The organism is Roseomonas genomospecies 6 (assembly GCF_008365375.1).
Classification (GTDB): Bacteria; Pseudomonadota; Alphaproteobacteria; order Azospirillales; family Azospirillaceae; genus Azospirillum.
The window spans coordinates 115,128-128,928 of sequence record NZ_QOKW01000013.1 but is presented as its reverse complement, the minus strand read 5'-3'; the positions used below and the strand labels follow the sequence as shown (position 1 = coordinate 128,928).

At 68.7% G+C, this 13,801-nt stretch carries 10 protein-coding genes; 6 read left to right on the top strand and 4 right to left on the bottom strand.

What is annotated here, in order from left to right; genetic code table 11:
• Positions 1-86 precede the first annotated feature (86 nt).
• The gene (locus DS843_RS17420) at positions 87-1,730 is read left to right on the top strand and encodes a bifunctional diguanylate cyclase/phosphodiesterase (protein ID WP_286192155.1); all 1,644 of its coding nucleotides are present in this window, start codon (positions 87-89) and stop codon (positions 1,728-1,730) included.
• Positions 1,731-1,757: 27 nt separating this feature from the next.
• Here DS843_RS17420 and DS843_RS17415 read toward each other — a convergent pair whose 3' ends face one another.
• A complete protein-coding gene (locus DS843_RS17415; protein ID WP_286192154.1) occupies positions 1,758-2,594 on the bottom strand; it encodes a tetratricopeptide repeat protein in 837 nt (278 codons plus the stop codon).
• Between the two features lie 52 nt (positions 2,595-2,646).
• Between DS843_RS17415 and DS843_RS17410 the strand changes: the two genes are divergently transcribed.
• The 5 genes from DS843_RS17410 (at position 2,647) to gyrB (ending at position 9,404) form a co-directional block, all read left to right on the top strand.
• Positions 2,647-3,543 (top strand): SDR family oxidoreductase, encoded by an 897-nt coding sequence (locus DS843_RS17410; protein WP_149470129.1) that lies wholly within the window; start codon positions 2,647-2,649, stop codon positions 3,541-3,543.
• A gap of 97 nt (positions 3,544-3,640) precedes the next feature.
• Entirely contained in the window at positions 3,641-4,081 is a 441-nt protein-coding gene (locus DS843_RS17405; protein ID WP_149470128.1) for an SRPBCC domain-containing protein, read from the top strand.
• Between the two features lie 298 nt (positions 4,082-4,379).
• Positions 4,380-5,510 carry a DNA polymerase III subunit beta gene (dnaN, locus tag DS843_RS17400; RefSeq protein WP_149470127.1) on the top strand — a complete coding sequence of 377 codons (1,131 nt, stop codon included), beginning with the start codon at positions 4,380-4,382 and terminating at the stop codon, positions 5,508-5,510.
• Positions 5,511-5,607: 97 nt separating this feature from the next.
• The gene (gene recF / locus DS843_RS17395) at positions 5,608-6,831 is read left to right on the top strand and encodes a DNA replication/repair protein RecF (protein ID WP_286192153.1); all 1,224 of its coding nucleotides are present in this window, start codon (positions 5,608-5,610) and stop codon (positions 6,829-6,831) included.
• Positions 6,832-6,920: 89 nt separating this feature from the next.
• Entirely contained in the window at positions 6,921-9,404 is a 2,484-nt protein-coding gene (gyrB, locus tag DS843_RS17390; protein WP_149470126.1) for a DNA topoisomerase (ATP-hydrolyzing) subunit B, read from the top strand.
• 593 nt (positions 9,405-9,997) lie between these two features.
• Here the strand turns inward: gyrB and spbR are convergent.
• The 3 genes from spbR to uvrB form a co-directional block, all read right to left on the bottom strand.
• Positions 9,998-11,125 (bottom strand): SpbR family protein, encoded by a 1,128-nt coding sequence (gene spbR, locus DS843_RS17385; RefSeq protein WP_149470125.1) that lies wholly within the window; start codon positions 11,123-11,125, stop codon positions 9,998-10,000.
• Positions 11,126-11,280: 155 nt separating this feature from the next.
• Positions 11,281-11,526 carry a neuropeptide-like protein 29 gene (locus DS843_RS17380; RefSeq protein WP_149470124.1) on the bottom strand — a complete coding sequence of 82 codons (246 nt, stop codon included), beginning with the start codon at positions 11,524-11,526 and terminating at the stop codon, positions 11,281-11,283.
• Between the two features lie 107 nt (positions 11,527-11,633).
• Positions 11,634-13,772 (bottom strand): excinuclease ABC subunit UvrB, encoded by a 2,139-nt coding sequence (gene uvrB / locus DS843_RS17375; protein WP_149470123.1) that lies wholly within the window; start codon positions 13,770-13,772, stop codon positions 11,634-11,636.
• Positions 13,773-13,801: the final 29 nt, after the last annotated feature.

Sequence of the window (13,801 nt, the reverse complement as noted above, 5' to 3'; positions counted from 1 at the left end):
GGGGCATCGTTTATCGTTGGGGTTCGGTGGGCACGGGGCCTATCCATCTGGGAAATAAACAAAGCCGTTTCTTGGGGGAGTAGAGCTTGCGGACGCTCGTCGCCGTGGCCGGTGAACTGCGCAGGCACAGCCGCAGTGTTATCGTCCGTCTTATGCTGTTCGGCCTAGCCCTGGTCTTGATTGGCGCGGTCGCGCGCATTGCGGTCCTGTCCTCCTTTCTGGAAGGCAAGATCAAGGACCTGACCTCGGCGCAGCAACTTTCGATTGCCTCCTACGTCGCGCATGACATCGACGAAAAGATCAAGGCGCGGCTCGACCTGTTGCGCCGCACCGCCGACAACCTCCCGCCGGCGCTGCTCGGCGATCCCGCGGCTCTGCGGGACTGGCTGAAGCGGCACCAGGACATCGCGCCTTTGTTCTCCCGCGGGCTGATCCTGGTGAAGCCGGACGGGCGCGGGATCATCGCCGGCTATCCGGAACACCCCGGACTGCCGAACCTCGACCTGACGGGCCGGGACTGGTTCCGGGCGGCGCTGGCGACCCGCGACCCGGTGATCGGACGGCCCGCCCGCGCCGCCACGGACGGGGTGCCCATGATCGTCATGGCGATGGCCGTCACCGATGCCGCCGGTACGCCGCGCGGGGTCCTCGCCGGGGCCACCGACCTCTCCTCGCCCGGCTTCCTCAATCTGGTCCAGGGCAACCGGATCGGGCGCAGCGGCGGCTTCCTGCTGGTCTCCCCCGGCGACCGGCTGTTCGTGTCGGCCAGCGACCATGACATGATCCTGACCTCCACCCCGCCGGAAGGGGTGAACCCCCTGCACGACCGGGCCATGGCCGGCTACCGCGGCACCGGCATCACCGTCAACGCGGCGGGGGTGGAGGAGCTGTCGGCCATGGTGACGGTCCCGACGCCGGGCTGGTTCCTGGTCGCCCGGCTGCCCACGGCGGAGGCGTTCGAAGGGGTGCGGGACCTGCGGACCTTCATCGTCACCAACAGCCTGCTGATCGCCACCGTCGCCACGCTGGTGCTCTATTTCGGGATGCGCCGCTTCTTCCGCCCGTTGACCGACGCGGCGCGGCGGATGCACCAGATGGCCGACGGCCATGTGACGCTGTCGCCCCTGCCGGTCCACCGCATGGACGAGGTTGGGGAACTGGCGCAGGGCTTCAACTATCTGCTGGGCAAGCTGCGGGAGCAGGAGGCGGCCCTGCGGGCGAACGAGGCGCGCATGGCCCATATGGCCCACCACGACGCCCTGACCGGCCTGCCGAACCGCGTCCTGTTCCACGAGCGGCTGCAACAGGCCATCGACCGCGCGGAGCGCGGCGGCACCCTCTTCGCGCTTCTCTACATCGATCTGGACGGCTTCAAGCCGATCAACGACACCCACGGCCACAGCCGGGGGGACGAGGTGCTGCGCGTGGTGGCGCGCCGGCTATCCGGCCTGCTGCGCCGATCCGACCTGATCGCCCGCATCGGCGGCGACGAGTTCGCCGTCATCCTGGAGGTGGACGTGACCCGCGCCGGGGCGGAGATCGTAGCCGGCAAGTGCCGGACGGCGCTGGAGGAGCCCATCACGATCGACGGGCTGCGGTTGCCGCTCGCCCTGTCGATCGGCGTCGCGGTCTATCCGGAGGACGGGCGGGATTCCCAGCAGCTCATCGCCCACGCCGATCAGGCCATGTACGCGGTCAAGAGAAGCGCAGCCCGCGTCTCCGCCTTGTAGTCCCGCCCGCCCGGCGCCCTGCCGGGATCAGGGCTTCGCCGGAGCGGCCGCGCCCTTCGCCTCCCCCTTGGCATCGCCCTTGGCCGCGGGGGCGGGCGCCCGGGCGGAGCGGTCCAGATTGGCCTGCGCGGTCTTCGCCGCCCCGCTGTCCGGCGCGTTGCGGACGATCTGCCCCCAATCCTCCCGCGCGCCGGCCAGATTGCCGGCCTGCGCCTTGATGTTGGCGCGCAGAAGCAGGGCGTCGGGATCGCCGGGCCGCAATTCCAGCGCGCGGTCGATGTCCGCGACGGCCTGCCGGTCGTTGGCCAGCGCCTTGTGGGCGGCGGCGCGGTAGAGATAGGCCTCGGGCCGGCGCGGGTCCTTTTTCAGCGCCGCGTCCAGGTCGGCCACGGCGTCCCAGAAGCGTTCCGCCTCCGCCCGCGCGATGGCGCGGTCGATCAGCAGATCCACGTCGTCCGGCTGGAGCGCCAGCGCGCGGCTGTAGGCCCGCTCCGCCCGCGCGTTGTCCCCGGCGCGCAGCCACGCCCAGCCGGCCCGCCCCAGGATCGAGGCCCCGGCCTTCGGATCGTCCTTGCCCAGCACGGGCGCCAACTCCTCCAGCCGCGCCCCGGCGGTGGTGAAGTCGCCCTTGTGGAACAGCGCCAGCGCCTGGCACAGCCGCGCATGGTCGCCGCCGCCGCGGTTCAGCCAGGTTTGCGCGCTTTCCAGCGCCTCGGCCGGGCGCTTTTCGGCCAGCGTCAGGCAGGCCTGGAACTCCCGGTTGTGGTCGATGGCGGGAGCGGCCGAGGCGGGAATGGAGAAGGCCGTGCCGGTCGCGAGAAGCGCCAGCGCGGCCGCGATGAGGTAAGCGTTGCGTCGGTTCATGGCGGCCTTACACTCCGTCATTGCCGCTTCCGACGCAAGGACCCCGCAAGACATGGCCTCACCCCGTCTGTTCGTCTTCGGCCTGGGCTTCACCGCCCGCGTGTTCGCCGACCGGCTGAAGGCCGAGGGTTGGCGGATCGCCGCCACCTGCCGCGGCGAGGACAAGCGCGCCGCCCTGGAGGCGCAGGGAATCGAAGCCTTCCTGTTCGACCGGGGCCGCCCGCTGGAGGACGCCCGCACAGCACTCGACGGCACCACCCATCTGCTGGTCAGCGTGCCGCCGGACGGGCGGGGCGACCCGGTGCTGGACCAGCACGCCGCGGATCTGGCCGACCTGCGGACGCTGGATTGGGCCGGCTATCTCTCCACCACCGGGGTCTACGGAGACACCAAGGGGGAGTGGGTGGGCGAGGCGGCATGGCTGCGCCCCACCGGCGACCGGCAGAAGCGCCGCGTCGAGGCGGAACGCGGCTGGCTGAACCTGTACCGGCAGTACGGCGTCCCGGTTCACGTCTTCCGGCTGGCCGGAATCTACGGGCCGGGGCGCAGCGCGCTGGACAACGTGCGCGACGGCACCGCCCGGCGGGTGGACAAGCCCGGGCAGGTGTTCAGCCGCATCCATGTGGAGGACATCGCGGCGACGCTCCGCGCCTCGATGGACAAGCCGACGCTGGGCGCCGTCTACAACGTCGCCGACGACCTGCCCTCCCCCTCGCACGAGGTGGTGAGCTACGCCTGCGGCCTGCTGGGTGTGGAGCCGCCGCCCCTGGTGCCGTTCGAGGAGGCCGGCCTGTCGCCGATGGCCGCCAGCTTCTACGCCGACTGCCGTCGGGTGAAGAACGACCGGATCAAGCGCCAGTTGGGGGTGGAATTGAAGTACCCCGACTACCGCGCCGGTCTGGACGCGCAGTTCGCGGCTGAATTCGCGACGGAAAACGGGAGTTCGTGAGGGCTCCCCGCTCATCGGCATCCTCGATCATGCCATTCGATGCGGAATGCTCAAGGCTAGGCTGGCATCCGGCTCCGCGGTGCGGCATAACCGGCCCATGAAGCAGATCGACACCAGCATCGCGATCGACGCGAGTCCCGCCATCGTGTGGGGCGTCCTTGCCGATTTCGCCGCGTACCCAAGCTGGAACCCCTTCATCACGCGCATCGAGGGGATCGCCGGGGCCGGCGAACGCCTGACCATTCGCGTCGTACCGCCCGGGCAGAAGGGCATGGCGTTTCGTCCCCTTGTCCTTGTTGCCGAGCCCGAGCGCCAACTGCGGTGGAAGGGCCGCCTGATCGTCCCCGGACTGTTCGACGGCGAGCACATCTTCCGCATCGAGCCCGTTGCCGACGGTGTCCGTTTCCATCACTCGGAGCGGTTCACCGGCCTGCTTCCCCGCATGATGCCTGCGTCATCGTTCGAAGCCGTACGCAAAGGGTTCGAGGCGATGAACGGCGCGTTGAAGCAGCGGGCCGAGGCCCGCAGGCAGCACTGATCCGCACCGTCGGGTCATCGCAGGCCGCGCCGGAGAGTCTCCGCGAGGCGAATCGGCCCCCGCGCCGCTTCCGCCGCAATCCCCCTACGGCGGTGCCCCGCGGGGGCGTCACGGACCTCCGGACGGGCCGGAATCGTCCTTTCCGGCGACCGCGGCCCCCTCCCGAACGAATTTGGTTCGGCAAATCCGACGTTGTGGTATCATGCGCGCCCGTTCCGGCCCGTTGGACTGTGGCCGGACCGGCATGGGTACGCCTGCAAACCGCACAAAAACACGACCTGCCGAGACGACGACCAGCATGAACATCATCATCGAACGCGCCGCCCTTCTCCGGTCCCTTGGTCATGTGCAGAGCGTGGTGGAGCGCAGGAACACCATTCCGATCCTGTCCAACGTTCTGTTGCGGGCGAATGACGGCGAGTTGTCGCTGGCCGCCACCGACATGGACCTGGAGATCGTCGAAACGGTCCCGGCCACGGTGACCCGCGCGGGCGGCACCACCGCCCCGGCCCACACGCTGTACGACATCGTGCGCAAGCTGCCCGACGGCAGCCAGGTGGAGCTGGACATCGGCGGCGACGGCACGATTCTGACGCTGCGCGCGGGCCGGTCGCAGTTCAAGCTGTCCTGCCTGCCGGTCGAGGATTTCCCGCAGCTTTCCGGCGGCGACCTGCCGCACCGTTTCGATCTGACGGCGGGCGACCTGCGGGCGCTGGTGGACCGCACCCGCTTCGCCATTTCGACCGAAGAGACGCGCTATTACCTGAACGGCATCTATCTGCACGCCGCCAAGGCCAAGGCGGGCGGGTCCGAGCTGCCGGTGCTGCGCGCCGTGGCGACCGACGGCCACCGTCTGGCGCGGGTCGAGATGCCGCTGCCGGAAGGCGCCGCCGGCATCCCAGGCGTGATCGTTCCGCGCAAGACCGTGAACGAGATCCGCAAGCTGATCGACGAGGCCGCCGACCGCATCGAGCTGTCGCTGTCGGACAACAAGATCCGCTTCGCCTTCGATTCGGTGGTGGTGACCTCCAAGCTGATCGACGGCACCTTCCCGGATTACGAGCGGGTGATCCCGGTCGGCAACGACAAGACCATGGAGGTGGACGCCAAGCTGTTCGCCGCTGCCGTGGACCGCGTCGCCACCATCTCCACCGAGAAGAGCCGGGCGGTGAAGCTGTCGCTGACCCGCGGCACGCTGACCCTGTCCGCCACCAGCCCCGAAGCCGGCAGCGCCACGGAGGAGTTGGAGGTCAATTACCAGGAAGGCCCCCTGGAAATCGGCTTCAACTCTCGCTATCTGCTTGATATCACGCAGCAGATCGAGGGCGAGGGCGCGCGCTTCTCGTTGGCCGACGCCGCATCGCCGACCATCGTGCGCGACGTTGCCGACTCCACGGCCCTTTACGTGTTGATGCCGATGCGTGTGTGACCGGTCCCGACGGATCGGCGCTTTTCGGGCCGACGCTCCCAGGACCCCGTCTTCGTGGGGTGCGGTGGCCCGGTTCCCGCATCCCGGATCGGACGCTTTGCTCGAAGCCAGACAGACCTTCACTCCTTCCGCCTTTCCCGCGGACACACCCGCCGCCCTGGCGGTGACGCGCCTGACCCTGACCCGCTTCCGCGGCTATGACGGCGCGCGCCTGGAGCCCGACCGCCGCCCGGTGGTGCTGACCGGGCCGAACGGCGCCGGAAAGACAAACCTGCTGGAGGCCGTCAGCTTCCTTGCCCCCGGACGCGGCCTGCGCGGCGCCAAGCTGTCGGAGGTGGAGCGGATCGGGCCATCCTCCGGCGCGGGTTCCTCCGGCACCGGCTGGGCCGTCGCCGCCGTGCTGGACACCCCCACCGGCCCCGTGGAGATCGGCACGGGCCGCGAGATCGGCATCCAGGCGGCGTCCGGAGCCGAGCGCGACCGCCGCGTCGTCCGGGTGGACGGCCACCCGGCCAAGGGCCAGACCGTGCTCGCCGAGCATGTCGCCATTGTCTGGCTGACCCCGCAGATGGACCGGCTGTTCCTGGAAGGCTCCAGCGGGCGCCGCCGCTTCCTCGACCGTCTGGTCTTCGGATTCGACCCCGCCCACGCCGGTCGGCTCAGCCGCTACGAGCACGCCCTGCGCGAGCGCGCCCGCCTGCTGCGCGAGGGGCACCGCGGCTGGAACGGCGACGAGGGCTGGCTGAGCGGGCTGGAGGACCAGATGGCGACCACCGGAGTCGCCGTGGCCGCCGCCCGCCGCGACGTGGTGCAACGGCTGCGCGCCGCCTGCGGGCGGGCCGTCGGACCCTTCCCCGGCGCCGACCTGTCGGTGCAGGGCACGGTGGAACGCTGGCTCGACGAAGGCCCGGCCCTGGCCGCCGAGGACGCGCTGCGCCGTTCCCTGCGCGACAGCCGGCGGGCCGATTCGGACAGCGGCGGCGCCACGCTGGGGCCGCACAAGAGCGACCTCGCGGTGCGCCATGCCCAGAAGGACATGCCGGCGGCGCTGTGCTCCACCGGGGAGCAGAAGGCGCTGCTGATCGCCATCATGCTGGCCAACGCCCGCCTTTTGGCGGCGGAGCGCGGGGCCGCCCCGCTGCTGCTGCTGGACGAGGTGGCCGCCCATCTGGACCCGCAGCGGCGCGAGGCGCTGTTCGACGAGATCCTGGCGCTGGGCGCCCAGGCCTGGATGACCGGCACCGACGACGCCGTCTTCGGACCGCTGGGCGGCGCCGCCAAACGCTTCCACATCGAGGATGCGACCGTGACTCCGGCCTAGCCCCCGAAAAAGGGCAGAAATGCCCAGAAAATCGCATACCGAAGAACGGTATTCCGCCGAAACGCAACGCAGTCTGCTATAGTCGCACCATGGCACAGGAAGCACTGAAGAACGACCTCCCGCAGCAGGATTACGGCGCGGAATCGATCACCGTCTTGCGCGGGCTGGACGCCGTGCGCAAACGTCCGGGCATGTACATCGGCGATACCGATGACGGCTCCGGCCTGCACCACATGGTCTACGAGGTCGTGGACAACGCGATCGACGAGGCGCTGGCCGGCTACTGCGACGCGGTCGTGGTGCAGCTCAACGCCGACGGATCGGTCACGGTGCGCGACAACGGGCGCGGCATCCCCACCGACATCCACCCCGAAGAGGGCGTGTCGGCGGCGGAGGTCGTGATGACCCAGCTCCACGCCGGCGGCAAGTTCAACCAGAACTCCTACAAGGTGTCGGGCGGCCTGCACGGCGTGGGCGTGTCGGTGGTGAACGCCCTGTCGGAGACGCTGGATCTGCGCATCTGGCGCAACGGGCGCGAATGGTTCATGCGCTTCCGCCACGGTGTCGCCGACGAGCGGCTGGCCGACGTCGGCCCAGCTCCGATGGTGGATGACGGCAATGGTGGGCAGAAGCTGCTCTCCGGGACCGAGGTCACCTTCCTGCCGTCGAAGGACACCTTCACCAACACCGAATTCGATTTCGCGACGCTGGAGCACCGGCTGCGCGAACTGGCCTTCCTGAACTCCGGCGTGCGGCTGGTGCTGACTGACGCCCGCGGGGTGGAGCCGAAGGTGCAGAACCTGCATTACGAAGGCGGGTTGGAAGCCTTCGTGAACTGGCTGGACCGTTCCAAGGTGCCTCTGCACAAGCCGGCCATCTCCATCAAGGCGGAGCGCCCGACCGAACATGGCGGCGTGGTCACCGTGGAATGCTCGCTCCAGTGGAACGACAGCTACCACGAGACGACTCTCTGCTTCACCAACAACATCCCCCAGAAGGATGGCGGCACCCACCTCGCCGGCTTCCGCGCGGCGCTGACGCGGGCGATCAACAACTACGCCAACGAGTCGGGCATCGCGAAGAAGGAGAAGGTCAACCTCTCCGGCGACGACGCGCGCGAGGGGCTGACCTGCGTGCTGTCGGTGAAGGTGCCCGACCCGAAATTCTCCAGCCAGACCAAGGACAAGCTGGTCTCCTCCGAAGTCCGCCCGGTGGTCGAGGCGGTGGTGGGCGAATGCCTCGCCCAGTATTTCGAGGAGCATCCGGCGGACGCCAAGCGCGTCGTCCAGAAGGTGGTCGAGGCCGCCGCGGCCCGTGAGGCCGCCCGCAAGGCGCGCGAACTGACCCGCCGCAAGGGTGCGCTCGACATCGCGTCCCTGCCCGGCAAGCTGGCCGACTGCCAGGAGCGCGACCCGGCGCTGTCCGAACTCTTCATCGTGGAGGGCGATTCGGCGGGCGGCTCGGCCAAGCAGGGCCGGTCGCGCCAGTTCCAGGCCATCCTGCCGCTGCGCGGCAAGATCCTGAACGTGGAGCGGGCGCGCTTCGACAAGATGCTGTCCTCGGCGGAGATCGGCACGCTGATCGCGGCGCTGGGCACCGGCATCGGGCGCGACGAGTTCAACCCGGACAAGACGCGCTATCACAAGATCATCATCATGACCGACGCGGACGTGGACGGCAGCCACATCCGCACGCTGTTGCTGACCTTCTTCTTCCGCCAGATGCCGGAACTGATCGAGCGCGGCTATCTCTACATCGCCCAGCCGCCGCTCTACCGCATCAAGCGCGGCAACGCGAAGGAGCGGTACCTGAAGGACGACCGGGCGCTGGAGGAGTATCTGATCGAGGCGGCGCTGAGCGACCTGTCCGTGCGGCCCGCCGACGGCTCCCTGCTGATCGGCGACCCGCTGCGCGAACTGGTCGAGCAGGCCCGCAGCGCCCGCCTTCACATCGAGACGCTGGTCCGCAAGGCCGGCAGCCTGTCGGTGGTGGAATCGGCGGCGGTGAGCGGCGCCCTGTCGGTCGCCCTGGCCCAGGACTCCGCCCTGGCGCAGCGGGCGGCGGAGACGGTGGCCGCCCGTCTGAACGCGCTGGACGTGGAAGGCGGCTGGCGCGGCGAGAGCCTGCCCCAGGGCGGCTATTCGCTTGTGCGGACGCGCCGCGGCGTGACCCACCGCCATCATCTGGACGCCGACCTTCTGAAGAGCGCCGAAGCCCGCAAGCTGGACGCCATCGCGGCGGACCTGAAGCGCGCCTACGCCGATCCGGGCCGCGCCTTTGAAAAGCAGAAGGAAAGCCGCAGCCTGACCGGCCCCGTCGCCCTGTTCGACACGGTGATGGAGTTGGGCCGCCGCGGCGTGACGATCCAGCGCTACAAGGGCCTTGGCGAGATGAACCCCGACCAGCTCTGGGAAACCACGCTGGACCCGGTCAAGCGCTCGCTGCTGCAGGTGAAGGTCAACCACGCCGACCAGGCGGAGGAGGTCTTCTCCACCCTGATGGGCGACATCGTCGAACCACGCCGCGAGTTCATCCAGGAGAACGCCCTGAAGGTCGCAAACCTGGACGTGTGACCGTGGTTGTTGTCGCCTGACGCATAATCTGCGAATTGTGACACATAAAGTGTGAACGGGCGGGGCCGAAAGGCTCCGCCCGTTTTCTATGTTCCACGCCCCGCCCCTCGGTTGTTTGGGGCGACCGCTCCGGGCCGTTCCTCAGCGCGGTGCTTCCCCAGCATCAGGCGGCGAGACGCTCTCAACGCCTTCTCGGCGGAGAGCAAACGTTCTCTGGACCGGTCGAGAAGGCGCTGTCTCCGCTCCAGCGTCTCCCGGACTGCCGACTGCAAAGCAACGATTTGCTCCAGGGTCTCCATGCCCCGTCAACAGGCGGTTCCGGCAACCCGCTTCGGCGGGCCGAACGGAGTATTCGAAAAGAGCAGGAGGAGGCAAGCGGGACGGGGCCGCTCCGGTGGTTGCGGCGAGCGTCGAAGGGGGTCCTTCCTTCGATAGGGGGTGGCAGCCCGATTCCCTGGCTGGCGGGAGGCGGACAAGGCCGGTAGGGTGACCGCTCATTGCAGCGGGCCCGCGGCCGGCCCGAGCGAACCAAGCTCCGACAGAGGAGTGGGCCGCCCATTTCTTCACGTTCGCGCCGAACCTCAGGCCAAACGTCAATCGGCCCCGTCGCGCATCAGATCGCCCAGCTTGGCGAGCAGGTAGTCCAGATCCTCCGCCGCCAGATCCTCGTACTGGGTCAGGATTCGCTCGATCACCCGGCGGCGGTGGCGTTCGATGTCGTGCGCCTCGCCGTCGTAAGGCGTTTCCTTCAGCACGTCGAGCGCGATCCGGCAGGCGGGCAAAAGGGCCGGCGGCTGCTTCGCCTTGTCGTAGATGGATTTCAGCCCCAGCCGCCCGGCGTCATGAATCAGCAGGCGGGCGTTGGTGAGCGGCACGTTCGCCAGATGGGACAGAGCCGTCTCGAAAAAGGCCGCATCCCCCATGCACAGCGCCCGCACCAGCAGCGAGGGGGTCAGCCGCCCGCTGCGCGACAATTGCGCGACCAGCCGTTCCAGCGCGCCCTCGTCGCTTTCCCCCGTGAAGAGGGACACGGTGGCGCGTTCGCGGCTTTGCAGGATCAGATCGGCGGCAACCTTGGCCGGAAGATCGTGGTTGGTCACCAGATGCTGTTGCAGCTTTTCCGAGACCAGGGCGACCAGCCGTTCGGCGATGGTGATCGGCAGGCGGGCCCGCTGGACCAGCGGTTCCTGCACGGCTTCGCTGTCGGCGAAGCGCTCGATGACGCGGTTGAGCGTGCGCTCGCCCAGATCGGCGCCTTCGTTGGCGATCAGAGCCGCCACGGCCCCTTCCGATGCCGTGTCGATCAGCGCATCGGCGACGCTGGCCGACAGGGCCGGCCGCTGCGCGATGGCGGTGTGCTTGGCGTCCGTGCCCGTCCGCACGATCTCCACGAGATCGGCGTCGGTCAGCACGGTGGACACGCTGAGGACCGGGATCGCCACCGCCTCCACGTCGCGCGCCAGCATCAGAGCGACATCGCGCGGCAGCGCCGGGTTGGCCTTGAGATTTTCGGCCAGCGATTGGCGCACGCGCACCACCGCGTCGCGGGCCATGAAGCGGATGATGTCCTCGGCGAGCTTGCGTTCGCTGTCCGACAAGGCGGGGGCGGAAAACTGCTTGGCAACCTTGACCGCCAGTTCGGAGCGGCTGTTCGGAGACGGGTCCGACAGCAGCCTGGCAACGTCGTCCTTGGTGAGTTGGTCGCTCAGTTGGTCGCTCATGGGTCCCGGACCCTTTCCTGCCCTGCCTCGCCCCCCGTGCGCCGGTGCCGTGCATCAGAGGGAGCGAATGTATTCAGGTCATGATCGGACCAAAGCATTGAGCCTTTGTTAACGACGATTTCCGCCAAAGGGCGGGGTCCGGCGCCGCCCGGCCCTCACCACCAGCCGCGCCGATGATGAGGGTGGTGGGGGCGGCCGTGATGACGGCCACGATGACCGTAGGAAGGGGGGACATGGACGACGGGCGGGCCGTAATGGCGGTAGTGCGGACGCTCGTAATACCCATACCCATAGGAACGGTGCCCGTACCCATAGACGGGGCCGGGCGTCCCGGCGGCGACGTAGCAGCCGGACAGCAGAAGGACGGACAGGACAAGAAGGGACAGCGAGCGGAGCGTCATCGTGGGCGTTCCCGTGCCAGGATTCCCGGCCCGGTGGGCGGGCCGTACTGACGGGATGAACGCCCGCAGCAGGGAAATTATTCCGCCCCAAATGACGCCGCCGGCGGTCAGCGCCGGGCGCGTCGCCCCTGCTTCTTCGGAGCGCCTTCGGGGATGCCGCGGCCCTGCCGGGCGGAGCTGATGCCGATGCTGCCCGGCTGCTCCAGCCCGAGGTCCATCGCCTCCAGCCGGCGGAGTTCGTCGCGCAGGCGGGCGGCCTCCTCGAACTCCAGATCGGCGGCGGCGGCCTTCATGCGCTTCTCCATGTCGGCCATGACGGACTTCAGATTGTGGCCGACCAGCTCCGTCGCGTTCAGGCCGGTCTTGACGGTGACGTGGTCGCCGCGCTCGTACACGCTCTCCAGGATGTCGCCGATGGCCTTCTTCACGGATTCCGGCGTGATGCCGTGCTCCAGGTTGTACGCCTGCTGCTTCTCGCGGCGGCGGGCCGTCTCGTCGATGGCGTACTGCATGCTGCCGGTGATCCTGTCGGCGTAGAGGATCGCCCGGCCCTCGACGTTTCGCGCGGCGCGCCCGATGGTCTGGATCAGCGAGGTCTTGGAGCGCAGATAGCCTTCCTTGTCCGCGTCCAGGATGGCGACCAGCGAGCATTCGGGGATGTCCAGACCCTCGCGCAGCAGGTTGATGCCGACCAGCACGTCGTAGGCGCCCAGCCGCAGGTCGCGGATGATCTCGATGCGCTCCAGCGTTTCCACGTCGGAGTGGATGTAGCGCACGCGCAGCCCCGCCTCGTGCATGTATTCGGTCAGCGCCTCCGCCATCTTCTTGGTCAGGGTGGTGACGAGCACGCGGTTGCCCCTCGCGACCACCTCCTTGCACTCGTGGATCAGGTCGTCCACCTGGGTTTCGGTGGGGCGGACGATGACTTCCGGGTCGATCAGGCCGGTCGGGCGGACCACCTGTTCGGCGAAGACGCCGCCGGTGCGCTCCATTTCCCACGGGCCGGGGGTGGCCGAGACGAAGACCGTCTGCGGGCGCATGCCCTCCCACTCCTCGAACTTCAGGGGGCGGTTGTCCATGGCGCTGGGCAGGCGGAAGCCGTATTCCGACAGCGTTTCCTTGCGCATCCGGTCGCCGCGGTACATGCCGCCGATCTGCGGCACCATGACGTGGCTCTCGTCCACGATCAGCAGCGCGTCGCCCGGCAGATACTCGAACAGCGTCGGCGGCGGTTCGCCCGGCGCGCGGCCCGTCAGATAGCGGGAGTAGTTCTCGATGCCGGCGCAGGCGCCGGTGGCGGCCATCATCTCGATGTCGAAGGTCGTGCGCTGCTCCAGCCGCTGCGCCTCCAGCAACTTGCCCTGGGCGTTGAACTCCTCCAGCCGGACCTTCAACTCGCGCTTGATCTGCTCGATGGCCTGATTGAGCGTCGGCTTGGGCGTCACATAGTGGCTGTTGGGGTAGATGCGCACGGCCTCAAGGGATGCGACCTTCTCGCCGGTCAGGGGGTCGATCTCGTGGATGCCCTCGATCTCGTCGCCGAACAGCGAGATGCGCCACGCCCGATCCTCCATGTGGGCCGGGAACAGTTCCACCGTGTCGCCGCGCACCCGGAACAGGCCACGCCCGAAGGCCGCGTCGTTGCGCTTGTACTGAAGCTCGGTCAGCTTGCGCAGCAGGTCGGGCTGGGCGATCACCTCCCCCTTGCGCAGGTCGACGGTCATTTCCGAATAGGTCTCGACCGAGCCGATACCATAGATGCAGGACACCGACGCGACGATGATGACGTCGTCCCGCTCCAGCAGGGACCGCGTGGCGGCGTGGCGCATGCGGTCGATCTGCTCGTTGATCGAGGATTCCTTCTCGATGAAGGTGTCGGTGCGCGGAACATAGGCTTCCGGCTGGTAGTAATCGTAGTAGGAGACGAAGTATTCCACCGCGTTGTTCGGGAAGAAGGACTTCATCTCTCCATAGAGCTGCGCCGCCAGCGTCTTGTTCGGGGCGAGCACCAGGGTCGGGCGCTGCACATGCTGGATGACGTGCGCCATGGTGAAGGTCTTACCGGACCCCGTGACGCCCAGCAGCACCTGGTCCTTCTCCCCCGCGCGCAGTCCCGCGGTCAGTTCCCCGATGGCCCGCGGCTGGTCGCCGGAGGGGGTGTAGTCGGACACCAGTTCGAACTTCTTGCCCGCCTCCAGCTTGGGCAGGGACTTCTGCGGGAGGGCGGTCAGGACGGGATGGGACATGCGGGTGCGCTCGCGCCAGGGGTACGGAA